Source organism: Mucilaginibacter arboris (assembly GCF_009754915.1).
Lineage (GTDB): Bacteria > Bacteroidota > Bacteroidia > Sphingobacteriales > Sphingobacteriaceae > Mucilaginibacter_A > Mucilaginibacter_A arboris.
Map to the genome: position 1 here is coordinate 1 of NZ_WPIK01000010.1, position 23,252 is coordinate 23,252.

The following is a 23,252-nucleotide window of genomic DNA, read 5'->3' on the forward strand; positions in this document are numbered from 1 at the left end:
TTTTATTCTAAAAACTATAGCTATCATCAACCTATTATTATTTCGTACTAAATTAAAAAAGTACGTAATATTGGTTTCGCATTGCTTATTTTTTTGTAAAACCAGCGTTTAGCCAATTCGGCTGTCGCGAGGTAAAATAGTATGATCAGTAACATCCAGCCATAATAAGCCAAAGGCAGCTTTACAAACCCAAACCATGTAGATAGAAGTGTAACAGGTAAAGCTATTACACCTTGTTCATTTTTAATCCTGTTCGTATAGCCCAATCTTTTGATGCTTCTTTTATGCCACTAAAAACAGTATTGCCGTTTCGTTCAGCCCTTGTACATTACTTCGTAATATTCTTTGGCTAAACGGCCTGATTCAAAAGTGGGCATTATATTAGCGGCGGCTTGTTTAAGTATAGTTAACCATTTCTGTTCATCGTTATAATACATTGGAAGGACAGTTTTTTCTAATGTATCCATTAAGTTTATATTTTCCTGTTTATCTTTTTCTATTGTTGAAAGCAGGTCTGAAGCTGGTTGGATGATAAAACAATTTTCCCCGTTTACTGCAAATTCTGGCATCCAGCCATCAGGTACAGAAAGGTTAATACTGCCGTTCATGGCGGCCGTCATACCACTGGTCCCCGAAGCTTCCCGGTACAAGCGCGGGTTGTTTAGCCAAACATCAGAACCTTTTTTTAACAAAGCAGACAGGCCAAGCTCGTAACCGGTAAGTACCGCACAGTTTTTAACAGGCTTTGCCCGGGAGATGATCTGGTTAAATAAGTCGATAGCGCTATTATCTTCAGGATAGGGTTTGCCAGCCCAAATAATTTGTACCGGAAACTGCGTGTTGTTTATCAGGCTTAAAAATCTTACCCAATCAAGCATTAAAAGATCGGCACGTTTGTAACCTGCAAATCGCCTTGCCCAAACAAGGGTCAGGATGTTTTCATCAAACAGTTTTCCGCACTGGTTGGCAATTTCTTTAAATAAATGTCGTTTCAGTTCTTTTTTTCTGCTGATGATCGCTTCATTATGATTGCTTTTGATAGCATTATCCAATAATGCATCTGTCCAATAAGCTTTGTTTTGTGCGTTGGTAATAGCGGTAATTTCGCATACGCCCGGATTGCTGCCCCACATTTCCCGCGCAACTTCTGCGTGTAATTTGGATACGCCATTTGCTTTCCGTGAAAATTTTAGTGCAGCCAAAGTATAATTAAAATTATCGCCCTCCATGTTCAGCAGAAATTTAACTTCATGCTCCTGCAAATGGTAAAAAAATGACATCTCTTTCAATAAACCGTAATGATGTTCTTCATTGCCAGCCATTTCGGGCGTGTGGGTTGTAAATACAACTCTTTTTTTTACTTCTTCGAGGCTCTTATATTTGGCATGCAAGTAAAAGTTAAGCGAAACAGAATGTCCTTCGTTCATGTGATAAACATCAGGTTCTATTCCTAAAATATCCAATAACATTGCACCTCCAATACCTAAAATAATGCTTTGGGCGATACGGGTGGCTTCATGAGGGTCATACAAACGATGGGTTATGGTACGGGAGACGTAATCGTTATCAGGAATATCTGTACTGAGCAGAAATAATGGGGCAGAGCCAAATATTTCCGGTTTTAACAGAAAAGCTTTTACGTGTACCGGGGAATCATGTACCGGAACAGTAAAAACAATGCCTGTATCTTGTAAAAAGGCATATTCCTTTTCTATAAAATCGGGCTTCATCAGGGCATTGGTATCCCTTGCCTGTTCATAGTAACCATATTTCCATAACATGCCTACGCCCAGCATATTTTGCTTTAACTCATACGCGCTGCGCAAATGCGACCCTGCGAGAAAGCCTAATCCGCCGCTATAAATTTTTAGCGACTGGTCAACCGCAAATTCCATAGAAAAATAAGCGGCGGAAGTATTGTATTTTTGATCTGGTACGTACCCGAAAATTTCCTCTTTTGTTATCATATTTTAAATTATTGGCTTCTTTGCTAAAATTACAAGTTTTAAGCTGTAAAATTGAAACCACAACTAATCATACCGAAATTGTTCATGCTTCTTTTATCACCTAAAAAACATAACCAGATGAAGGATTGATCGAAAAAGAGGAAGTACAATCATCATATTAAACTTGAAGTTACTTGCATAGGTGAAAAACTGGCAAGGATTATTCTGAGAACTTCCAATCAAATTTAAAAGCTTCGACAAAAAAACAGTGATAAAAGAAGCATCGAACGGTTAAGGATTGATATGATAACGGTCCATTAAATCAAGCAGCACGCCATTTGTCCAGCCAAAGCCATCTTGCAAAGGATATTCGCCGCCGCCAGCGTTTAAATTTGCATCTACTACATTGTATTTTTCCATTAATTTTCCGGTTTGTTTTAAAAGACGCACGTTAATATTGATTCATCTTTCGGCAATTTCCCTGGCTAAATTTTTCTGCTGATATTTTTCCAATCCGTCAATAGCAATATATTCTAAAGGTGTCCAGGCATTTGGCAAATCCCATTGCTGTCCGCTGCGGTTAACGGTAGTTACCAAACCGCCTGTTTTTAAAAATGTGCTTTTTAATTTCTGCGCCACGCTTTCGGCCTGTTTTTTTGTAGCAACTTCAAATTCTAAAGGAAACGTACCGGCAAGCGTTTCAACAGGAGAGGTTTGTTGCAGCTTCCAGTTATAATCCAGGAACCATCCGGTTTTCTCATTCCAGCAATATTTTAAAATGGCTTTTTTGTGCTGTTCTTATCGTCTGTAAAAATTGCTGCCGATATTGCCCGTTATTTTAATTGTCCTTCATTTTGATGATAAGTAGGCAAGGGTTTAATTTCAGGATGATATTTAACCCCTCTGGGCGTTAACCAATACAAAAGCATTACCCTGGAATAGCGAAAGTTAAAAGGCGATAAAATAACTGAAACGCCCAAAATAAGGAAAATGTAGAGCCATGGAGAACTGGTATTATGCGTAAAAGTATAAATGGCAATTACTGCCGCTACCATTTCGGCTACATTTAAAGCATAGCTGGCAAACATCGACACATAAAAATAACCAGGCTCCTGCTCAAATACAAAGCCGCAATAAGGGCAACTTTTGTTCATCTTTTGGGTATGAAAACCATACATGCTATTGGCAAACATATTTCCCTTGCGGCAGCGCGGACATTTAGCATGGGCCATTGCGTAAGCTTTAGAAACCTTTTCCATTATATTTATAAATTAAAGTTCTGTGGATAATCGTATTTATAATTGTGGTCAATACTCTTTTTAAACACCTCCGGTGTAATACCAGTTTGCTTTTTAAAGAATTTTGTAAAGTAGGAGTTATCTGAAAAATTAAGCTGATACGCAATTTCAGAAATACTTAATTCGGCATTAATTAACAAGCGCTTTGCTTCCAGTAAAACACGGTCGCGTATTAATTCGCCTGCAGATTTTCCCGCAAAATCTTTACAAAGCGCATTTAAATGATTGGGCGTTACGTAAAGCAAATCTGCATATTCTTTAGGCAGCTTCAAATCAGTAAAATGTTTATTAATCAGCTTCTGAAAATTTTTCAATAGCAAATGGCTTTGTTTGGGCTGTTTTTTTAAGGTTGAATCTGAAGTTGTTCTGGAAATAGAAATGAATAATTCCAGCAGCAAAGAACGGATCATATCTTTATACGATGCTTCTTTTTGCTGATATTCTAACAAAATCTGTTCAAAAAGCCGAATAGCATTTTGCTTATTTTTATCTGATAAAAGAAGTACTTCATCTTCGGCCATTCCGCTAAAAAAAGAGAAATATTCCAGATAAGCAGGGTTTAATAATAAAGACTGAAAAAACTGATCCGAAAAATTAATGATGTAACCATCAATGTTTCCTGCAAAATTCCAGGTATGTACCTGGCCAGGAACCATAAAATAAATCTGGCCAGCTTCTACAGGAAATCTTTTAAAGTCGATATCATGGGTCCCAGTCCCTGAAGTAAACATGACCAAATGATAAAAAGAATGCCGGTGTGGAAAACGCAGGTTTTGGTGATGATGCAAATAAGCAGCGAAACGATCTGTCAGAATATCTTCCTGATCTGGTTTTTCTGCTGATAATGTGCAGATATCGTACACTGGTATTTGTTTCATTTCTGTACAAAAGTACCATCAGTTTAATAACAACCTTGGAACTATTAATAGTTTTAATGGTATTTTTTACTGATATGATTTATACTTTACTGTTTTTATCAGGATAAAAATGTTTAAGGCCCTTGTTTTTCTGTTGACCAATGCTGTTTTTATCAGGATAAATATTCCTGATTTTTACGCGATGGCAGCAAATAAGCAGTTAAAATTAACCGGACGAATTTGGCTGGAAACGGAAGATGGGCCGCTGCCTGGTAAGGGATGTGTAGAATTGCTTGATAAACGGAAATGTTAAAAGGTACGGTAAATGTAGATGCCCAGGTGAATTATAACCTCATTAAAACGCTTAATTTAAAAGTTGGCGCAAGCAATTTGTTTAACCATTATTATTACTCATATCTGGGCGGTTTGCTTGTTGATGGTTTATATTATACTACGCTTACTTAGCAGTTGAAGTTTTTGGGGTTGAGCTGAAAAAACCGATGCTTCTTTTAGCATCGGTTATACAAATTTAGGGTTTACAGTCCGAGTTTGCTTTTTGTTGTATTTTTCCGAATAAAAACTTAAAAATTTTAAGTGCAAAAGGTAAAAATGAACTGCAATGTTGTTTTATAGACTGCAAGCAATTAACTGAACGTGTATTTAATAAGATAATCCAATATTTTAGTGATGATTTATTTTTTTTACGGTTTCATTTGTCATTGGTCCATTTAAGGGTTATACGAAAATGTGCTTCACTATCTAAACTAGTCAATATTATTCCAGCCTTGGCGGTAAATTTAAACCCTAATTCAACTTCAACTTCTTTAGGGGAATTTGAAATTTCTCTTATACAATTAATAATACTATTTGAAACTTGTTGCAGGGGATAAAGAGCCTGATCAAAACCTTCCTTAACGTTTTCAATAACTCCTCTGTTTTGAGTGATACTTCCACGCATGGGTTCGCTTTGCACTTCATTAGAAATTTCTACGAATATATTGCTACCGTCATTTGCTTCTAATTGCAGTATATTTTTCATTGTATCCTATTTTTAATCTTCAAAAGCGTCTATCGATAATTCTTTTGAACCCTTGTAAAGTTTCATCCAATTACTTGATTCATCATTTTGTCCTAACATATAATAACACCTTGATAATGCCAATATGTAACTTTGTTTTCGCTCGTCTTTAGGTGCTAAGTCATACGATTTTTTGAAATCGTCAATCGCTTCTGTTAATTTATTTAAATCAATATATACTAATCCACGGCCATAAAAACCTTCTGGCTGATCAGATTTTAATTCAAGGGTTTTGTTCCAATCTGCTAAAGACAAGTTCAGTAGCTCATTTCTTTTGTCTTTATCATCAGTTTTGATTGCATGATAAGCCCTTGCCCTTGAAAAATAAGCCGATCTCAGATTACTAAGTACTTCCCACTTGTTATTATATTCTATGGCTTTAGTAAAATCTGAGATGGCTAAGTCGAAATTTCCTTTCATATCATAACAGTCGCCCCTTTCATAATAAGCTGCTGAATAATCAGAATCTTTCTCAATTGCCAATGAGAAGTATTCAATTGCTTTATCAATATTTCCTATCGTACGTTGTCCGTTACCTCTGTCATACCATTTCTCAGCAGTTGTCAAATTATCTTTGTTGGATAAAATCTTATCTTTAATACCTGTAACATCTTCATTGGTTAATTCAAGGCCATTTTGCAGTTGCAAAAGTGCAAGTTGCGATGTCTCTGATAAAGGGTATTCATCCCTCAGGATGTCTTTTAAATATTTTTCATACTCTTCAATACCTTCACTGTGTAATTTCATTTTGGTTATTTTTTCACCCAAGATCTTTAATACAATGTCATCAGAAACCCCCATTCTTTTCCCGGTTAAAGAAAGGCCTTTAATTAAAGCGTCAAATACTTTGCCTTGTGGCCGGGCTATTGATAAAAAAGCAGTGTCAACCTCCGAAGAAAATCTAACTTCGGGCAATCCTTCTATAATAATTGGAGTTAAGTGCTCAGGTAAATTTTCAAATCTGATCGAGATGCAGCCGCTATCAAATGCTTTTAAAAGGCTTTTTTGAGAAAGATCCGGATCTAAGGCAGTATAAAAGCCAGTAGAAAATTTTATTGCGGCACTATCACTTATTTCTTTTTTTGTCCCGATTACAATAGGAACAAATTGCGATATGGCTTTGGCTTGAATTTCAGAATAACAGGCATTTATTAAAACACATTTAACATATTCATTTACTAATTTAAAAAGAGATGCCAATGCGTCTGGAGGAATAACTTTTGAATTTCCTTTTTCGTCTTCAAAACAAATCTCGCCAGTTTCTTGTCCATGTCCAGCAAAATGAACAATGTGGGGTTTGTAGTTCAGTATTGTCTGAAGGACATCGTCGGGTTTAACAGCTTGCCGGTCTTTTAATTCAAAAAAAGAATTTGTTGACAATCTATTTCGAACTTCTTGAAGTTCATTACCTAAACGTAATTTACCAGCATTTGTAGGTTCTGAGGCAAGAAATAGAATTCGTAGCGTTTGTCTTTCAATTGGAGAAGTTTCCATATAATAATTATTTATTAAAATTAGTTATCATATTGCTGTTAATGCCAGTTACACTTCCAGGGCAGTCAAAAAATAAATAGTAGTAAGTGGGATAAAAGGTTAATTCAAATTTAAGTAATAACAAATGTTAAACAACTAAATTTATTTTTATTTAAAAAAATAGATTTGATAAGAAAGTAATACAGATTTAGAGCCTGTTTAAATTTCATTCTAAGATTTTTGGGCTAAAGTCAAACCTGATTTTACAAATTCCACGGCCTGAAGACCCTGGCAATTAAGCACTTTTGTTTTACAATACCTTTACACCTAACAACAAGACCCTACATTACAATTGCAGTTATTAATTGCCACAGCCTTTAGGCCGTGGATAAAGGGAACAAGAATTGGCTTTAGCCTAAAAGTACAAGCTATAAAATATTTGATGAAATAAAGAAGCATGAAAAAAAGGAAGGACAAAATTTAAACAAGCTCTTACATTACAAACTATATTTTATTTGTGCAACAATGCCTATTGCCATTATAATTTCTCCCTTGATAGTCCTATTGTTAATCTTTTAACCTTCTTCAAAAACAAAAAAAGAGGCTGCCTTTTACAACAACCTCTTTTTTCTGTAAAAGCTATTTCAATTTCTATTGGGCAAAAACCTCATCCAAAAACAGCTTCATGTGTTCCCAGGAGCGCTTTGCAGCCAACCCATTATAAGCAGCGCCTTTAGAATTATCATTTCCGGCAGCAGGATCGGTAAAAGAATGAACAGAGTTACCGTAAAAAATCATTTGCCAGTCGGCTTTACTGTCACGCATTTCCTGCTGAAAAGCTAAAATTTCTGCCTGTGGTTCGTTTGGGTCGTCCGCACCGTGGCAAACCAAAACTTTCGGTTTAATTTGTTCTGCAGGCCGACTGGCATCTTTTCCTAATCCACCGTGAAAAGAAACTACACCTTTAACCGGAAAATTAGCACGTGCCATTTCGAGTACGCCCGTTCCGCCAAAACAAAAACCAATTGCAGCAATCCGCGAAGCATCCGCACCTGATTTTATTAATTGCTGCATCGCTAAATCAATCCGGTGCTGGTAGGCTTTGTAATCCTTTTTGTATGAACCTGCTAATTTCCCGGCCTCAGCAGGACTTTTTGGATAATTACCTTCACCATAAATATCAGCTACGAAAGCATAATAACCAAGTTTGGCTAATTGTTCAGCCGTTTCTTTAGCATGGGCATCAATACCCATCCAGGCAGGTAAAACCAGTATTCCAGCTTTTTTTTGTGTGGGATTTTGTGGTTTAATAGCAAACCCTGTTAGTTTTTGATTGCCATCCAGATAAGTTACAGATTTTAATTGTGCATTTGCCAATGGCAATACCAGTGTAAAAGCAAAGGCGAGAAGTAATGTTTTTTTCATGATTGCTGTTTGTTAATACATCTTTTAACAACTTTATGCTGATAAAAGAAGCATCATAGTTTTTATAAATTAGTTATGGCCTGTTTAAATTTTTATCATAAGAAATCCAATGCTTCTTTTACCGATAAAAAGTTGATAGGCGGATGATCTTTAAATTAAAAATTACAGGAACATCATAAATTTTACCTGATAAAAGAAGCATCGGCAATACGTTGAATAAAATTTAAACAAGTTCTTATTGTTCCCTGAAAGTTTGTACCACTGGTAGTTTCTTTCCGGGTATCAAAATCTTTTTCAGCATCCAGTTTATTTCTTACACCATTTAAAGCTGATTTACCTGTTAAAATTTATGCTATAAAAACAGCATAAGCAGGTTTTGTTTGTGCCGCATCAGAAAATATAGATTGATTTTAAAAGAACCTGTAATAAAGGCTAATATTTATACTGAGATAACCTGTTTAGAATTTTTATCCTATAGTAGGAGGGAGGATGTATGGTTTATGAAACAATTTTGGTTTTTTAAAATGCTTTACACTAAAAATGATTAGAAAGCGGAAATAATATGCTTTTTAAAAAGAACCGATACTAATTAGATTAATATAAGTCTTTGTATTACATGTTATTGTAAATTCTATTTAAAATTATAATATAAGTATTATTTAGTATTATTAACAAATAATAGTAAAAGTTCGATTTTCTTATCATTATGCTTCTTTTACTGCTAAAAAACATAAAATGCTCATTAAAAAGCAGAAGTATTAACGATAGTAAATGCAAAAATTAGCTAAACCTGCTTTTTTAGGAAATCGAAAAATGAGATATATTATACTGGAATTAATATTAAGGTAAATATATTTTCTCCATTAATACTAAAGTTTAAAATATTTACTTTTTATATATTAAAATTATTGATACAGATCAATATAATCTATTTTTTATATCTAAAGCTGGAAAAATTGTAGAAAAATCTGGTTTGACAGGATTGAAATTTTATTTCAATAATTATTAAGCGCTTTAAAAAGCAGAAAAACTATAAACTTTTAGTTATTTTTTATACAGATATTGAATTAAAATATTACACTATTCTGCTAATATTATTTATAGTTAAATGATATTTACAATCATTGTTTTTGTTATGCCAGCAAAACATACTGACTTTTTTTAAAAACAGGTTTCCTTCCGATTAAATGCTTTTTCCTGCTTATTTATAAAAGAAAAGTACTCCTCCGTTAACTAAAATATTTTTTTATAAATAAGTTAATCACTTTTCTTGATATAAAAATAAAAATATTTATATACAAATGTTATTTCTTTAAAATATACTATTGTTAACATAGGTAATAATAACATTTATAGTTAGTTAACAAAATAAATATTTGTAAAAATAACCCTGATAGTTGGCATGCCGTACAAGCCAACCAATAAACAAATAGTCTTAAAAAACAGACAATATGTTGCAAAATCAAGACAGGGAAAATAAGTCAATTTACTATAAAAGTTTCGGGCACGGTTCCCCAATACTAGGCAACTGCTTAAGAGTTATAAAGGCATTATTTCTACAGGACTTCTTCCTGGCCAAAACTGCTTTCCCAATCCTTCCCTCAAACCTTTTATATTAAACATTAAATAAATATAATCAAAGTAAGTAACTGAATATGAGTGTACAATCACTAATTAAAAAACTATTATTTTGTTTAGGCTTTATTGCTTTTGGAAGTTATGCAAACGCACAGGTAACCCTGATAACAGGCCCAAGCGACCGTATTACAAGCCCGCCAACAACTTCTTCTGCTGTAGGGCAAATAATAAGTTCTGGCGGCAGTATTTCATTAAAAATAGGTTCAGCCAGCACAGCTACTGATATTATTTACCAATGGTACAAGTTAGACAGTACAGGTGTTAAGCATTTGGTACAAAGTAGCAGTAACAGTGCTTACACCGAAACTACTACAGATGCAGGTTATTACACCTATCAACTGGTAATGAGTAATTCTAACCAGTGCACATCTGATATTTCTGATCCGTTTAAAGTTTATGTCCTTCCTGTATTAAACCCAACCATTGCCGCCAGCAGCGCCACTATTTGCTCTAACGGTGTAAGTGCATCTACATTAACCGCTAATCCCGGTAACAGTAAATATTCCTATCTGTATCAATGGGCACTTAATGGTACCAATATAGCCGGTGCAACGGCGGCTACTTATACCACAACGGCAAATACTACAGGCAGTAATACTTACAGTGTAAAAGTTTCTTATGCTTTAAGTTCAACCAATACCGGAACTGCCAGCCAGATCATCAACATTGTTCCGGTTCCAACCAAACCTGCAATTTCCGTAGGGCAATAAAAATATACTGTAAAAGAAGCTATCCTCCTGTAAGTTATGACAGTAAAAAGATTTCCTAAGTTTATTGCCTGGTTAATTCTGTTACCTGCTATGTTCCTTAGCTTTCGTACCGTGGCTGGAAACCCTCCAACGCAGGTTGTTACCATTTGTGAAGGAACTTACACTGTTTTAAATGCAGCAACTACAAATGCTGCTGGTTACCAGTGGTATTTAAATGGCCAGGTAATAGTAGGCGCATATGAAAAAAGTTATGCAGCAGGAAAAGCAGGGATTTACACTGTAGTAGCCTATAATCAAAATTCCTGTGCATCTGCTGCTTCTGATGGGATAGAAGTGGATATGACTACTTCAGACTATATTACTTTTAATCCTTTAGCTGACAAAACGCTCGGTAATGCGCCTTTCCGGTTAACTGCAAATAGTAAGAATAACAGTAAAATAACTTACACCGCTTCTCCGGCAGGTATTGTTACTATTGAAAATGATATGCTTACCCTGATTGGCGCTGGTACGGTTACCATTACAGCTACAGCAGACGGAAAAAACAGTTGCGGGAACGCTATTACTTCTACACAAACACTAAAGGTTAACCCTGCAGGCGTTAAAACCATAGCAGCAGTTAATCCAACAGTTGACCTTGCCTTAGCAGCAAGCTCAGACAGTAAAGATGTTAACGTAGATCAGCCTTTTGAATATACCCTCACCGTAAAAAACCAAAGTGCACAAACTGCAACACTGGTAAGCGTAACTGATACTTTGCCAGCCGAACTAAGTTTTGTTGCCGTAAACAATGCAGTTGACGGAAAAGCAGTTTATGACCCTAATACCCGCTTGTTAACCTGGAAACTTGACCAGCTGAATGCAAGTGCTTATTCAGAACTTCGTTTTTCTGCAAAAGCTTCCCGTCATGGCACTATAAAAAATACGGTAAAAGTAGCATCTGCAGAGCAGGACAGCAACCCAACCAATAATACAGCTATTGATTACAAACAGATTTTAGGCATCAATATTCCTAACGTATTTACCCCGAACGGAGATGGTAAGAACGATACGTTTACCATAGCTGATTTGTCGCAATATAAGGAAAGCGAATTAATTATTGTGAACCGTTGGGGAGGCGAAGTATATCAATCTAAAAACTACCAGAATAACTGGACGGGCGATAAACTGGATGAAGGCACCTACTTTTACAGCCTGAAAGTTAAAAACAACAATGGCGAACAGGAAGAGTACAAAGGTTATATCACCTTGCTGCGTTCTGCAATTTAATTAAACACAACCCTCTTTGTTAAGGAAACGTACAATGTGGCAAAGAGGGTGGGACCATGAAAAAAAGTAGTTTTAAAACTCGAAAAGCCTGTTTGTTTGTTTGTTTTATCATCTGTGCTTTAAATGTAAAAGCCCAGCAGGAGGTACAGTTTAGTCAATATATATTTAATGGCTTATACATTAACCCGGCTGCCGCCGGTGCTAAAGAAGACTTTTACGTACATAGTTTTTACCGTTCGCAATGGACCGGAGTTACCGGTGCGCCGCAAAGCTTTTCTGTTGCTGCAGATGGCACAATAAACGATGAAAAAGTAGGACTGGGCATTTTACTTGCTAAAGATAAAATAGGTGCCCAAAACAGTTTGGCAGCTTATGCTAATTATGCTTATCGTTTGCAAGTGGGCGGAAGCGGAAACCAGCGTTTGTCGTTCGGCCTGGGTGCAGGATTGGTGCAATCCGGGATTGATGGTTCTAAGCTGAATGCAGGGCAGGACGGGGATAATGTAATACCGGTAGGTTACCAAAGCACTATTTTGCCCGATGCACGTGCTGGTGTATTATACACTTCCGAAAGTTTTTTTGCCGGTTTTTCTGCCGATAACCTGGTTGCTAAATATATGAACCGTGATAAAAGCTTGACCGTTCCCATTCCTAACCCTCACTTTTACTTGACTGCCGGAACAGTTTTATCTTTGAATGATGATACCCGCATCAAGCCATCTTTTTTACTCAAAAATGCTTCCGGTACAGCTACTTCGTTAGATTTAAACACTTTTTTAATATTGGGCGACCGGTTTTGGATTGGCGGAACTTACCGTACCAGTTTAAAACTCTTGTCAAACTCTGCCTACAGTAGCAGCTTTCAAAATGCCAGTGCCGTGGTTGCACAGATAGAATTTTTTGCTACCAGTAAACTGCGCATTGGTTATGCTTTCGATTATTCGATGTCGGCCTTTAGCGGTTTTGGCAACGGTTCCCACGAGTTATCGCTTGGTATTTATCTAACTAAAAAAGGCACTCAGAACTTTGCTACCAGCAGCTATTTTTAGGGGATAAAAGAAGTATGGCAATGCTTCTTTTATCACCTAAAAATTATTACAACTAAAAAGTTTCTAAATTTGAAAATGATGCTTTAACCTTTTAGGCAATGCTATAACAACTTCATTTATACGAACTATCAATTATAGATCTAAATTTTAGTAAATTTGCAGTACAAACTTCTATAACATGAATGCGGATTTCCTAACTTTTGAACAACTTAAACAGTTATATCCAAATGAATGGATATTATTGGGCAATCCTCAAATGCAAAATACAACTGTTTTAGGCGGAACGGTTCTTTATCATAGTAAGGATAAAAAAGAGGTTTGTTACATTGGCCGTGACAAAACAAAAGACTTTTTAAAAGTGACAATTGCTTTTGCCGGTGACTTAAAACAAGCAAGAAAAATTGGAGTTTTAAGGCGTTTATGAACAAATTTATTTTTGACCGTAAAACAAATGAAGACGTAATTATAGTAAACGCTGTTATAGAAGGCAAATACGAATTTAGGCTTGCATTGGATACAGCCGCAACACATACCACTATAGATAGTAATGTTTTATATTTTTCTGGTTATGAACTAAAAGACAGTAAAGGCGAAAAGGAAATTGAAACTTCAAACGGAATTATAATTATTGAAATATATCAAATTGAAGTATTAAATTCTTTAGGTATTAACAAGACAAACTTTGAAGTTCAGGTTTATGATTTTTTAGCTCATGGTATTCTATCTGATTATGATGGTGTTATTGGATTGAATTTTTTACAAGACAATAAAGTTTGTATAGATTTTAAAAATAGTGAAATTGTAATTGATTAACAATTGTTACGTTTCATACCAAAACCTATACTTTTAGGTTTTCTACTTGTCTGAAATGTAAATAACACAATTAAAATTTCTCTTCTGGCGAGCCGAAATAGTTAGCCATGATAAAACTTCTTCTTCCAAAACAATGCTTCTTTTATCCTAACAAAATCTTAATAACTCTATTTTTACTTTCAAAAACTATAAATACGGCTAAAACGTTAACTTTTCAAGCTATAAAGTTTTATGCCGAGAACATCAGTTACACCAGTTACTATTACTAAGGTTAATGAAAAGCAAATCATCACCATAAAAGATTTTTTAGCAGCAGAAGAACCGTTGGAAATCCGCCTTGGTTATGGTCCTGCTGAACATCGTCAGCAAAAAAGCATTTCGGTAACCATGCGTACGCCTGGAAATGATTTTGAACTGGCTATTGGTTTTTTATTCACCGAAGGAATCATTGAAAATATTGCACAAGTTGCTTCTATTAAACATTGTAATGGTTTGCACGAAAATGTAGTCCGTGTAGAATTGATTGAAGGCCTTGAATTGGATATGGGCAAACTGGAACGCAACTTTTACACAACTTCCAGTTGCGGCGTTTGCGGAAAATCATCAATTGATGCGGTAAAAACAGTATGCCGATTACCGGAAAACATACAGGACGATGCTGTTTTTTCTTCGGAAGTTATTTATCGTTTGCCCGGTCTGCTCCGCCAAAATCAATCTGTATTTAACTCTACCGGTGGGTTACACGGCTGTGCGCTTTTTAATCCCGAAGGAAATTTAATGCTTGCAAGGGAAGATGTTGGCCGGCACAATGCCTTGGATAAATTAATTGGTGCAACCTTGCAGCAAAGCCTGTTTCCGTTAAATAAATACCTTTTGCTATTAAGCGGAAGGGCGAGTTTTGAACTGATCCAGAAAGCCTATATGGCAGGTATAAAAATTGTGGCTGCTGTTGGTGCGCCTTCCAGCCTGGCTGTGCAAATGGCTGCTGATGCTGGTATTACGCTAATTGGTTTTTTACGCGGAGAAAAATTTAACATTTACTGCGGAGAACAAAGGATTAGCTTAAAAGGTTATCAAAAAGAAGTTACTGCTTATCATTAATTGTTTTTGCTTTACCTTAATAATAAAATTACTTCAATGAAAATACGCATTAAAGGCAATTCTGTTCGGTTACGCCTTTCGCGCCCAGAAATAGAATTATTTGGAAAAGAAGGTTATCTGGAAGAAAAAACCGAATTTGGTAAAAGCGCATTTGTTTACGCCATACAGAAATTGTTTGACGGCAAATCGCTGGATGCTTCTTTTACCGATAAAAAACTTACCCTTTTTGTTCCCCAGAAAATAGTGCAGGAGTGGATCAGTACAGAAGTAGTGGGTTTTAGTCATGAATTACCAATTGGCGAAAATAAAACTTTGTTTCTGCTAATTGAGAAAGATTTTAAATGTGTAGATGGCGAAGAAACGGAAGACCAGTCTGATTATTTTGATAACCCGGTTAAAACCTGTTGAAAATGAATAAAGAACCAGAACAGCCGGCTGCCCAAAACCCGGAAAAATTTAGCGGTTTAAAATTAGGTGAACCTTACAAAGTTGCGGCTGGCGTTCATGCAGTTGTAGTTGCCGGCGAACACGTATTTGGCCAGATGCCTATAAGCCGGGGCATGAAAGCACTTTTTAAACTAAACCAGAAATTAGGTTATGATTGCCCGAGTTGTGCCTGGCCTGATCCTGATGATGACCGTTCTTCTATTGCAGAATATTGCGAAAATGGTGCAAAAGCTGTTGCCGATGAAGCCATGACAAAAAGTATAAAGCCGCCGTTTTTTGCAGAAAACACTGTTGCAGATTTGGCAAAGCTGGATGATTACCACATTAGCAAAAGCGGCCGCATTGCGCAACCAATGTATTTGCCAGAAGGCGCCACACATTATCAACCGATAAGTTGGGATGATGCTTTTAAAACAATTGCCTCACATTTAAACGGTTTGCAAAATCCAAACGAAGCTATTTTTTATACTTCCGGCCGTACCAGCAATGAGGCTGCTTATATTTATCAGTTGTTTACGAAGGAATACGGTACAAACAATTTGCCGGATTGCTCGAACATGTGCCACGAATCTACCAGTTTTGCTTTAGCTAAAAACCTGGGGATTGGCAAAGGATCGGTAAAGCTTCAGGATTTTTACGAAGCGGAAGTAATTGTTATCCTTGGCCAAAATCCGGGAACAAACCATCCGAGAATGCTCACAGCTTTGCAAAAAGGCAGGGCGAACGGGGCAAAAATTGTTTCCGTAAATCCGCTGCACGAAACCGGTTTGCTTGGTTTCAGCAATCCGCAGAAATTTCAAGGGGTAATGGGTATTAATACCAGGCTGACAGACATCTTTTTGCAAGTAAAAGTTAACGGAGACCTGGCATTAATTAAAGCCATAGAACTTTTATTACTGGAAGAAGAAGAAAAGAAACCGGGAACTGTTTTTGATCATGATTTTATCACAGAACATACTTCTGGTTATTTAGAATTTATCTCCCAGATAAAAAAATATGAGCTGGAGTATTTAGCAGAAGTTTGTGGTATTTCTATAGATCAAATTCGGGAAGTTGCTGATCTTTTAGCAAAGAAAAGTAAAATTATTGTTTGCTGGGCAATGGGTATTACCCAACACAAAAACGCGGTGGATACTATTTATGAGTTGGTAAACTTATTATTATTAAAAGGAAGCATTGGAAAACCGGGCGCAGGAACTTGCCCAACTCGCGGGCACAGCAATGTACAAGGCGACCGTACAGTTGGTATTTTTGATAAGCCGCACGAAGCTTTATTAGATCAGATTAAAAAAGTATATGGTTTTGAACCGCCGAGGGAACATGGTTTGGATGTGGTGAATTCTATTAAAGCTATGTACGAAGGCAAAGCCAAAGTATTTTTTGGCATGGGTGGAAATTTCTTATCGGCTACGCCTGATACCAATTATACCGCAGAAGCTTTAAGAAACTGTGATCTTACCGTTCATGTATCTACCAAATTAAACCGCAGCCATCTGGTACATGGTAAAGAAGCTTTGATTTTGCCTTGTCTTGGCCGCACAGACCTGGATATTCATGATGGTATTACTCAATTTGTGTCCTGCGAAAATTCCATGGGTGTAGTGCAAATGTCTAAAGGTGTTTTGAAGCCTGTTTCTGATCATTTATTAAGCGAACCGGTAATTGTTTGCCGTTTGGCCAAAGCTACTTTTGGCAACCGTTCTGTAATTGATTGGGACAAGTTTGAAAAGAATTACGATTACATCCGGGATGATATTGAGAAAGTAGTTAACGGATTTGAACAGTACAACCAGAAAGTACGCGTAAAAGGAGGGTTCTATTTGCCAAACGGAACGCGTGAACGGAAATGGGACACGTTAAATAGTAAAGCAAATTTTAATGTAACAGAACTGGTTGTTGAACCACTTGCAGAAGATGAACTGCTGATGATGAGCGTTCGCAGCCACGATCAGTTTAATACTACCATTTATGGAATGGACGACCGTTATCGCGGCATTTTTAACGAGCGCCGTGTTATTTTTATGAACCCGGCCGATATTATTAAAGGCGGTTTTGAAATTGGTGAAGTGATAGATATTTATAACAACTCTGATGGAAGGGAAAGGGTAGCAAAAGGCTTCATTATTGTTTCTTATGATATTCCCCGGCAGTGTGTGGCTACTTATTATCCCGAAACAAATGTTTTAGTGCCCATTAGTAGTGTTGCTGATAAAAGTAACCAGCCAGCTTCAAAATCAGTTGTGGTAAAACTTAGGAAAAGCCGACTTTTTAATCAACCCGTTACTGCTTAATTTTACAAGTCAGATTTTAATGCCATAAAAGAAGTATCATGCTTCTTTTATGGCATTAATTTTTAGTACCATTTCCTAACCTAAAATTAACATTGCCTTAATTGCTTTCCTCTGCAAAAACACGTATTTCGCTGTTCTGTAAAGTTACAGTTTGCAAAAAATTGTTTATGATGATGAAGTATATGCCAATCAGTTTTTTATTCCTGGTTCTTCAATTTAGCGTTTATGCTCAAAATTGCGGACACAATATTTCTGGGACAAAAACCCTCTATCAACCTCAGCAGAAAAAATTAACACCTGCACCAGTTGGTTTTGAACCTGTTTTTGTTAACCATGTTGGCAGGCACGGCGCAAGGCATTTAACCAAAGCTGTTGATGCTTCTTTTACCTGGAAAATGTTGATACGGGCCGACAGTTTAAACGCCTTAACAGCAAAAGGAAAATTGTTGAAGCAAATGGCAATGAAGTTGCAGAAAGTGGAGCAACCGAACCTGAAGTTTATATCTTCCGAAGGAGAAAAAGAACAGCAGCAACTGGGCGCAAGAATGGTTGATAACTATAAAGCCGTTTTTCAGCATTCGGGAAACATTAAAATTACTACCACTAAAGAAGTAAGAACAGAACAAAGCGCTAAAGCTTTTTTGGAAGGGGCAAAGATTGACAGTAAATCACCTAAAATCAGCTTTGAAAATAACAATACCGACGAACTTCGTTTTTATGATGTTGCGCCTGCTTATTCAGCTTTTGAAGAAAATGGCGACTGGCAAAAGCAAATACTTCTTTTAGAGGAGAAAAATCATATCGAGCAGTTTAATAAAAACCTGGCTAAAAAGTTTTTTACGAAAAAATTCCTGACCGGAATAAAAACTTCGGAAGTAAACAAGTTTATTGATGATATTTTTGGTTTTGCTTCTATCGTTCCATCTATAGAAACAGAAATAAAAGCAGCAGGATTTGTAACTGCTGATCTTGATTTTTATGCTTTGTTTACCTGCAAAGAATTAGAAACGTTAAACCTGATGGATACAGCTTCTGATTATTTGATGAAAGGACCGGGAACAGATAATATGGGAATCCAGGTAATTATTGCTGCTCCGCTGCTGGTTGATTTCCTCAATACAACTCAAAATTATATCGATAAAAGAAGCATATCTGCTAATCTGCGTTTTGGACATGCAGAAACTATTGGCCCATTTGCAGCATTATTAGGTATGAAAGGAGCTTCTACTTCATCCAAGTCAATTTTAAATTTTCAGCAAGTTTATCAGGCTGATAAAGTAATTCCGCTTAGTTCTAATATTGATTGGATTTTATACGGTAAAAATAGCAGTGAAGATTACCTGATTAAGTTTTTATTGAATGAAAAGGAAGTGCATATCCAGAGTTTGCAAACCACAACGTTTCCTTATTATAACTGGAAAGATGTACGCAATTTTTATCTTCAAAAACTAAAGTCATTAAAGGTTGGGCTTAACGACGACATGCACCAATATTTGCTAAATTTAAAGTAGATAAAGTTCAATTTATACGTTTTGTTGTTTATAATAACTTAACATCAACAGATATTAATAATGTTAAGTTAACACCTTCTTTACTCCATCGTCACGTTCGCAAGCTTTCTTTGTAGCAAATTTAATATTCGCCCAAGATGAAAAAATTGCTACTGCTGATCCTTCTTTTTTCTGTTTCTTTAAAACTGACAGCAGCAGGAAATAGCATTGTAAAAGGTGTAGTAACTGATAAACAAACCGGAGAACCGATGCTTGGTGCGGTTGTTACACTGAAAAATATTAAAACTTCCGGTAAAATTTCTACAGCTACTGGTTTAGACGGAAGTTTTATTTTCAAAAATGTTGAGCAGGGAAATTACGAACTGGAAGGAAAGTTCATCTCTTATCAGGATTCCGAAACAATTTTTTCAGTTGCAGCAGGCGAGGTTAAAACAGTTAATATTTCGCTTCAAACAAAAAGCAATGGGTTAAAAGAAGTAACTATTGCCGGAAAAGTTGATGCAGGAAGCGACCAGGCTTCACGTAGAATTGAGCAACGTTCTGACCAAGTTTTAAATGCTGTTTCTGCTCGAACGATAGAAGTTTCGCCAGATATTACCGTTGCTAATGTGATGCAACGTGTTTCCGGTGTTTCTGTGGAACGCAGTAATAATGGAGAAGCTCAATATCCAATCATCCGCGGAATGGAAAAACGTTACATTTCTACGCTTGTAAATGGTATTAAAATCCCGAGTCCGGATAACAAAAACCGTTATGTACCGCTTGATATTTTTCCGGCAGATATTGTTGATAGGTTAGAAATTTATAAATCGCTTACGCCAAATATGGAAGGCGATGCCATTGCCGGTGTAGTAAATATGGTGCTAAAAACAGCACCGGATGTTTTCACCGTGCAGGCAAACTTAGGAACAGGTTATGCGCAAAGTGTTTCTGCCAATGGTTTTACCAAGTTTGATCAAAGTATTAGCTCGTCCCGATCTTCGCGAATTAATAATGGTGCCAATTATATTGCAACAATGGCGGATTTTCCTAATAATCCGCAACATTTCAGTAATTCTAAAGCACCTTTAGGTACAATTTTTAATTTAAGTTTAGGAGGAAGGACCAAAAACAAAAAGTTTGGCGCTATAGGCGCTGTTAGTTATCAAAACCAGTACCGGAACACAAGCAGTATTTTCTTTGATACTGAAGTTGACCCGGCAACAAATGATCCTTCTGTTCAAAGTATTGAAAAGCGGAGTTACAGTACTCAGCAGGAACGAACTGCTATAATAACCAAATTTGATTATAGGTTTGATCATTCCAATAGCATTAGTTTAAATGCTTCGTATATTAATCTTACTCAAAATCAGTATCGTTTTACATCTGATACCAGCTTAACGCTTGGCCGTACAGCAATTGGAAATGGCCGTGTAACACAAGATCCGAGAAGCGTTAAAACTGTTCAGCAGATCTATAATTTTAACTTACAGGGCGATCATCATGTCGCCAAACACTTCAGCATTAACTGGTCTGCTGTTTATTCAAAAGCTACAGCTAACGAAAATCGTTCTGAACTGGCTTTAATAACAGGAAGAACACCTCAGCCCGACGGTTCGGTTTTGCAGCAACCAGTTTCTATTGATGCCTTGAAAGGACAAACAAGGATTTTTGGTTACAATACTGATGAAGATAAAAGCGGATACTTAAATTTTATTTTTAAACCGGAAATTTTTGATGTTCATGTTGAATTTAGTGCAGGCGGAATGTACCGCAATAAAACCCGTAACAGCACTTATGATAATTATACTTTAGCGCTACCGGTATCTAATTCAACACAAAATTACAATGGTAATATTGATGATAACACTTTTGTAGTATCTACTATTCAGGGTACACAAAGCGATGCCTTGAACTATAATTTTACCGAAAACGTCGGTGCTGCTTATGGCCAGTTTAAGTTTACCATCGGCAAGTTACAAACTTTAGGCGGTGTGCGTTATGAGTACACCAACCAAGACTGGGTAAGTGCTTTGCCTAATACACAAACAGGAAAAACAGGTTCAATTAAATATTATGATTTTCTGCCCAGCCTGAACTTCAAATATATGCTGAATGACCAGCAAAACTTAAGATTATCTTATTATTCTGCAATTAGCAGGCCCGGGTTTTATGAACTGATACCACATACCGGCGGCGACCCGGATGCGGATTATAAGGAAGTAGGAAATCCATACCTAAAAAGAGTAACGGCTGAGAATTTTGATTTACGATATGAATTTTTTCCCAAAGCTTTAGATCAATTATTAGCAGGAGTTTTCTACAAAAAAATAAATAATCCGATAGAATATACTTTAGAAAAATCTGGCTTAGATTATGTTTTAAAAGCAGACAACTTTGGAACAGGTTATAATTATGGTTTTGAATTGGATGTAACCAAGTACATTCACAATTTTGGTTTCCGTGCTAATTACACGTATACCGAATCTAAGATTACAACTACAAAATTAGAGGATTACCGCAACGGAGAAGGTTTTTTAACAGCAAGAACTGTATTGCAAAGCAGGCCTTTACAAGGACAATCCAAAATCCTCGGCAATTTTTCCTTCCTGTACAAACAACCTAATACTGGTTTTGATGCCCAATTATCTTTGGTTTATACAGGAGCAAGGATAAACACAGTTTCAACTTATTACGAAAACGATGTTTGGCAAAAAGGATTTGTAACATTAGATTTTTCGACAGAAAAGCGGCTGTTTAAAAAAATATATGGCTACGCAAAAATTAACAATCTGCTAAATACGCCTTATCAATTAGAAATCAGAAGGCCTTATCCTATGAGTGGTCAAGTAGTTGAACTCCAAACTGCCGGACAAAATACATTTGTTCGCAAAGACAGCTATCAGCAATATTATTTAATCGGGCTTCGCTATAAATTATAATTCAATCAACATGAAAAAAGTATTTTATCAGTTTGCTTTAGCCGCAGGCCTTACCTTGTTGTTAAATGCTTGCCATAAAGAAGAAATCGTAAACATTTCAGTTCCATTAGTGCAAGCTGGAAATGTTATTAAATCTGATACTTTAAAAGGCAGTGTAAAAGGCACTATGCTGAGTGGAAAAACTTATTATTTTAGTACAGATATTACAATTAATGATGGTGACACGCTGCTAATGCAAAGCGGTGTGAAATTAATCGCTTTAGGAGATGGAAAAACAGCAGCAACTGCACCGGAAATATTTAATCATGGGACCTTTATCAGCTTAGGAACAAAAGATCAACCTAATTATATCACGGTTAACAATGCTGCAGATTTACATGCACAAGCAGCTACTCAAAATTATACTAATGTTTTCCAGGGATGGTGGGGCGGTATGGTTTGTACGCCTGCAGCTGCAACGGCTTCAAATCCAACTCCGCTTGGTGGTGATGTAATTATCAAATGGACACACATGGAATTTGCAGGCTCTCCTGCTGGCCCTAATAATGATGCTGCTATTTATGCCTCAGGCGACCCAAGATGGATGATATACTTCGCTAACATTAAAAAGAATTTTATTGTTGAAGATTCCTGGTTTTTTGGTTCTAAAGATGATAACATTCGTACAGCCGGAGGTAAAATCAGTATCATGAGAAATACTTTTGAGCTTTGCGGCGGAGTTGGCGGCGAATTTTTTAACATGAAAAGTGGTACAGTTGGTGATCTTGCTTATAACATGTGTATTGGTTCTGCTACTAATTCATTAAAAGCATCTGATGCCGGAACATCAGGTACGCAATGTAACGTTAACATGTACAACAACACGATGATTAATGGTGGTTTCAGGCAAACAAAAACAGGTAGGGGCGGATCTATCGATTATGAAAAAGGAGCAAGAGGAGCTATTTATAATAACCTGATTGTTAATTGCAGATTCGGTATCCGCATTACAAGTGATGCGGATGTTGCAAACGTGGTTTATAATAATCAGTATTTCTATGGTTATTCGCCTGCAATAGTTGCACAGTTTTATTCTGCAGATGGTGTTGGAGTTAAAAAAAGTGCAGACATTATCTCAACAACACCGCAGCAAAATAATCCGCTGTTTTATGGTTATGATGTAAACACTTATAATTTTACAGCTAATCCTGGCCCGATAACTGCCAATCTGCAACCTTATCGTCTGTTAAGTATTAGTAATTCTAATTTCAATACTGAAAGCAATTCGCCCGGCATCAATAAGTCAAAAACAGATTTTACGCCAATGAGGGCAGTTATCACTACCGGTAATTATGGTGCAACAATTACCTTACCAGGAAAAGATATTGGTGCTTACCAATCTGATGGAACGGGAAACCAGCATTAAATCGTAATGCTTCTTTTACC

General features: G+C 36.4%; 19 protein-coding genes and 1 pseudogene. 13 read left to right on the forward strand and 7 right to left on the reverse strand.

Annotated elements, in window-relative coordinates; genetic code table 11:
- Positions 1 to 314: 314 nt before the first annotated feature.
- The 4 genes and pseudogenes from glgP to GO621_RS11995 form a co-directional block, all read right to left on the reverse strand.
- Positions 315 to 1,967 (reverse strand): alpha-glucan family phosphorylase, encoded by a 1,653-nt coding sequence (gene glgP / locus GO621_RS11975; RefSeq protein ID WP_157567327.1) that lies wholly within the window; start codon positions 1,965 to 1,967, stop codon positions 315 to 317.
- A 270-nt stretch (positions 1,968 to 2,237) separates the two neighbouring features.
- A pseudogene (locus GO621_RS19080) lies at positions 2,238 to 2,732 on the reverse strand (trehalase family glycosidase); the annotation flags it as partial.
- 47 nt (positions 2,733 to 2,779) lie between these two features.
- A complete protein-coding gene (locus GO621_RS11990) occupies positions 2,780 to 3,205 on the reverse strand; it encodes a DUF983 domain-containing protein (protein ID WP_157567333.1) in 426 nt (141 codons plus the stop codon).
- Positions 3,206 to 3,210: 5 nt separating this feature from the next.
- Entirely contained in the window at positions 3,211 to 4,122 is a 912-nt protein-coding gene (locus GO621_RS11995; RefSeq protein WP_157567335.1) for an AraC family transcriptional regulator, read from the reverse strand.
- Positions 4,123 to 4,231: 109 nt separating this feature from the next.
- Between GO621_RS11995 and GO621_RS12000 the strand changes: the two genes are divergently transcribed.
- Positions 4,232 to 4,414, forward strand: a complete 183-nt coding sequence (locus GO621_RS12000; RefSeq protein WP_157567337.1) for a hypothetical protein — start codon at positions 4,232 to 4,234, stop codon at positions 4,412 to 4,414.
- Positions 4,408 to 4,566: a hypothetical protein gene (locus tag GO621_RS12005; protein WP_157567339.1), complete on the forward strand. Its 159-nt coding sequence runs from the start codon at positions 4,408 to 4,410 to the stop codon at positions 4,564 to 4,566. The genes GO621_RS12000 and GO621_RS12005 overlap by 7 nt, the downstream gene beginning before the upstream one ends.
- 244 nt (positions 4,567 to 4,810) lie before the next feature.
- Here the strand turns inward: GO621_RS12005 and GO621_RS12010 are convergent, their stop codons facing one another.
- The 3 genes from GO621_RS12010 to GO621_RS12020 all read right to left on the reverse strand — a co-directional run bounded on the left by GO621_RS12010 (position 4,811) and on the right by GO621_RS12020 (position 8,077).
- Positions 4,811 to 5,140 (reverse strand): CU044_2847 family protein, encoded by a 330-nt coding sequence (locus GO621_RS12010; protein ID WP_157567341.1) that lies wholly within the window; start codon positions 5,138 to 5,140, stop codon positions 4,811 to 4,813.
- Positions 5,141 to 5,152: 12 nt separating this feature from the next.
- The gene (locus tag GO621_RS12015) at positions 5,153 to 6,673 is read right to left on the reverse strand and encodes a tetratricopeptide repeat protein (protein WP_157567343.1); all 1,521 of its coding nucleotides are present in this window, start codon (positions 6,671 to 6,673) and stop codon (positions 5,153 to 5,155) included.
- A gap of 630 nt (positions 6,674 to 7,303) precedes the next feature.
- The gene (locus tag GO621_RS12020; RefSeq protein ID WP_157567345.1) at positions 7,304 to 8,077 is read right to left on the reverse strand and encodes a dienelactone hydrolase family protein; all 774 of its coding nucleotides are present in this window, start codon (positions 8,075 to 8,077) and stop codon (positions 7,304 to 7,306) included.
- Positions 8,078 to 9,732: 1,655 nt separating this feature from the next.
- Between GO621_RS12020 and GO621_RS12025 the strand changes: the two genes are divergently transcribed.
- The 11 genes from GO621_RS12025 to GO621_RS12075 all read left to right on the forward strand — a co-directional run bounded on the left by GO621_RS12025 (position 9,733) and on the right by GO621_RS12075 (position 23,232).
- Positions 9,733 to 10,425 carry a hypothetical protein gene (locus GO621_RS12025; RefSeq protein WP_157567347.1) on the forward strand — a complete coding sequence of 231 codons (693 nt, stop codon included), beginning with the start codon at positions 9,733 to 9,735 and terminating at the stop codon, positions 10,423 to 10,425.
- A gap of 36 nt (positions 10,426 to 10,461) precedes the next feature.
- On the forward strand, positions 10,462 to 11,694 hold the full coding sequence (locus tag GO621_RS12030; RefSeq protein ID WP_157567349.1) for a T9SS type B sorting domain-containing protein: 1,233 nt from the start codon (positions 10,462 to 10,464) through the stop codon (positions 11,692 to 11,694).
- A 56-nt stretch (positions 11,695 to 11,750) separates the two neighbouring features.
- Positions 11,751 to 12,743, forward strand: a complete 993-nt coding sequence (locus GO621_RS12035) for a PorP/SprF family type IX secretion system membrane protein (protein WP_157567351.1) — start codon at positions 11,751 to 11,753, stop codon at positions 12,741 to 12,743.
- A gap of 178 nt (positions 12,744 to 12,921) precedes the next feature.
- The gene (locus tag GO621_RS12040) at positions 12,922 to 13,167 is read left to right on the forward strand and encodes a hypothetical protein (protein WP_157567353.1); all 246 of its coding nucleotides are present in this window, start codon (positions 12,922 to 12,924) and stop codon (positions 13,165 to 13,167) included.
- Positions 13,164 to 13,556 carry a retroviral-like aspartic protease family protein gene (locus tag GO621_RS12045; RefSeq protein ID WP_157567355.1) on the forward strand — a complete coding sequence of 131 codons (393 nt, stop codon included), beginning with the start codon at positions 13,164 to 13,166 and terminating at the stop codon, positions 13,554 to 13,556. Before GO621_RS12040 ends, GO621_RS12045 begins: the two co-directional genes overlap by 4 nt.
- 231 nt (positions 13,557 to 13,787) lie before the next feature.
- Entirely contained in the window at positions 13,788 to 14,657 is an 870-nt protein-coding gene (fdhD, locus tag GO621_RS12050; protein ID WP_157567357.1) for a formate dehydrogenase accessory sulfurtransferase FdhD, read from the forward strand.
- A gap of 36 nt (positions 14,658 to 14,693) precedes the next feature.
- Entirely contained in the window at positions 14,694 to 15,065 is a 372-nt protein-coding gene (locus GO621_RS12055) for a DUF7009 family protein (RefSeq protein ID WP_157567359.1), read from the forward strand.
- Positions 15,066 to 15,067: 2 nt separating this feature from the next.
- The gene (locus tag GO621_RS12060; protein ID WP_157567361.1) at positions 15,068 to 17,395 is read left to right on the forward strand and encodes an FdhF/YdeP family oxidoreductase; all 2,328 of its coding nucleotides are present in this window, start codon (positions 15,068 to 15,070) and stop codon (positions 17,393 to 17,395) included.
- Positions 17,396 to 17,562: 167 nt separating this feature from the next.
- Positions 17,563 to 18,906: a histidine-type phosphatase gene (locus GO621_RS12065; protein ID WP_157567363.1), complete on the forward strand. Its 1,344-nt coding sequence runs from the start codon at positions 17,563 to 17,565 to the stop codon at positions 18,904 to 18,906.
- Positions 18,907 to 19,043: 137 nt separating this feature from the next.
- Positions 19,044 to 21,827, forward strand: a complete 2,784-nt coding sequence (locus GO621_RS12070; protein WP_157567365.1) for a TonB-dependent receptor — start codon at positions 19,044 to 19,046, stop codon at positions 21,825 to 21,827.
- A 10-nt stretch (positions 21,828 to 21,837) separates the two neighbouring features.
- Positions 21,838 to 23,232 (forward strand): hypothetical protein, encoded by a 1,395-nt coding sequence (locus GO621_RS12075; protein WP_157567367.1) that lies wholly within the window; start codon positions 21,838 to 21,840, stop codon positions 23,230 to 23,232.
- The last annotated feature ends 20 nt before the right edge of the window (positions 23,233 to 23,252 follow it).

What these genes read in the sequence shown, in the direction of transcription:
- GO621_RS12000 (WP_157567337.1), top strand. Translation starts at nt 4,232, where the DNA reads ATGTTTAAGGCCCTTGTTTTTCTGTTGACCAATGCTGTTTTTATCAGG.
- GO621_RS11995 (WP_157567335.1), bottom strand. Translation starts at nt 4,122, where the DNA reads ATGAAACAAATACCAGTGTACGATATCTGCACATTATCAGCAGAAAAA.
- GO621_RS12075 (WP_157567367.1), top strand. Translation starts at nt 21,838, where the DNA reads ATGAAAAAAGTATTTTATCAGTTTGCTTTAGCCGCAGGCCTTACCTTG.
- glgP (WP_157567327.1), bottom strand. Translation starts at nt 1,967, where the DNA reads ATGATAACAAAAGAGGAAATTTTCGGGTACGTACCAGATCAAAAATAC.
- GO621_RS12030 (WP_157567349.1), top strand. Translation starts at nt 10,462, where the DNA reads ATGACAGTAAAAAGATTTCCTAAGTTTATTGCCTGGTTAATTCTGTTA.
- GO621_RS11990 (WP_157567333.1), bottom strand. Translation starts at nt 3,205, where the DNA reads ATGGAAAAGGTTTCTAAAGCTTACGCAATGGCCCATGCTAAATGTCCG.
- GO621_RS12045 (WP_157567355.1), top strand. Translation starts at nt 13,164, where the DNA reads ATGAACAAATTTATTTTTGACCGTAAAACAAATGAAGACGTAATTATA.
- GO621_RS12040 (WP_157567353.1), top strand. Translation starts at nt 12,922, where the DNA reads ATGAATGCGGATTTCCTAACTTTTGAACAACTTAAACAGTTATATCCA.
- fdhD (WP_157567357.1), top strand. Translation starts at nt 13,788, where the DNA reads ATGCCGAGAACATCAGTTACACCAGTTACTATTACTAAGGTTAATGAA.
- GO621_RS12010 (WP_157567341.1), bottom strand. Translation starts at nt 5,140, where the DNA reads ATGAAAAATATACTGCAATTAGAAGCAAATGACGGTAGCAATATATTC.
- GO621_RS12060 (WP_157567361.1), top strand. Translation starts at nt 15,068, where the DNA reads ATGAATAAAGAACCAGAACAGCCGGCTGCCCAAAACCCGGAAAAATTT.
- GO621_RS12065 (WP_157567363.1), top strand. Translation starts at nt 17,563, where the DNA reads ATGATGATGAAGTATATGCCAATCAGTTTTTTATTCCTGGTTCTTCAA.
- GO621_RS12025 (WP_157567347.1), top strand. Translation starts at nt 9,733, where the DNA reads ATGAGTGTACAATCACTAATTAAAAAACTATTATTTTGTTTAGGCTTT.
- GO621_RS12055 (WP_157567359.1), top strand. Translation starts at nt 14,694, where the DNA reads ATGAAAATACGCATTAAAGGCAATTCTGTTCGGTTACGCCTTTCGCGC.
- GO621_RS12015 (WP_157567343.1), bottom strand. Translation starts at nt 6,673, where the DNA reads ATGGAAACTTCTCCAATTGAAAGACAAACGCTACGAATTCTATTTCTT.
- GO621_RS12070 (WP_157567365.1), top strand. Translation starts at nt 19,044, where the DNA reads ATGAAAAAATTGCTACTGCTGATCCTTCTTTTTTCTGTTTCTTTAAAA.
- GO621_RS12005 (WP_157567339.1), top strand. Translation starts at nt 4,408, where the DNA reads ATGTTAAAAGGTACGGTAAATGTAGATGCCCAGGTGAATTATAACCTC.
- GO621_RS12020 (WP_157567345.1), bottom strand. Translation starts at nt 8,077, where the DNA reads ATGAAAAAAACATTACTTCTCGCCTTTGCTTTTACACTGGTATTGCCA.
- GO621_RS12035 (WP_157567351.1), top strand. Translation starts at nt 11,751, where the DNA reads ATGAAAAAAAGTAGTTTTAAAACTCGAAAAGCCTGTTTGTTTGTTTGT.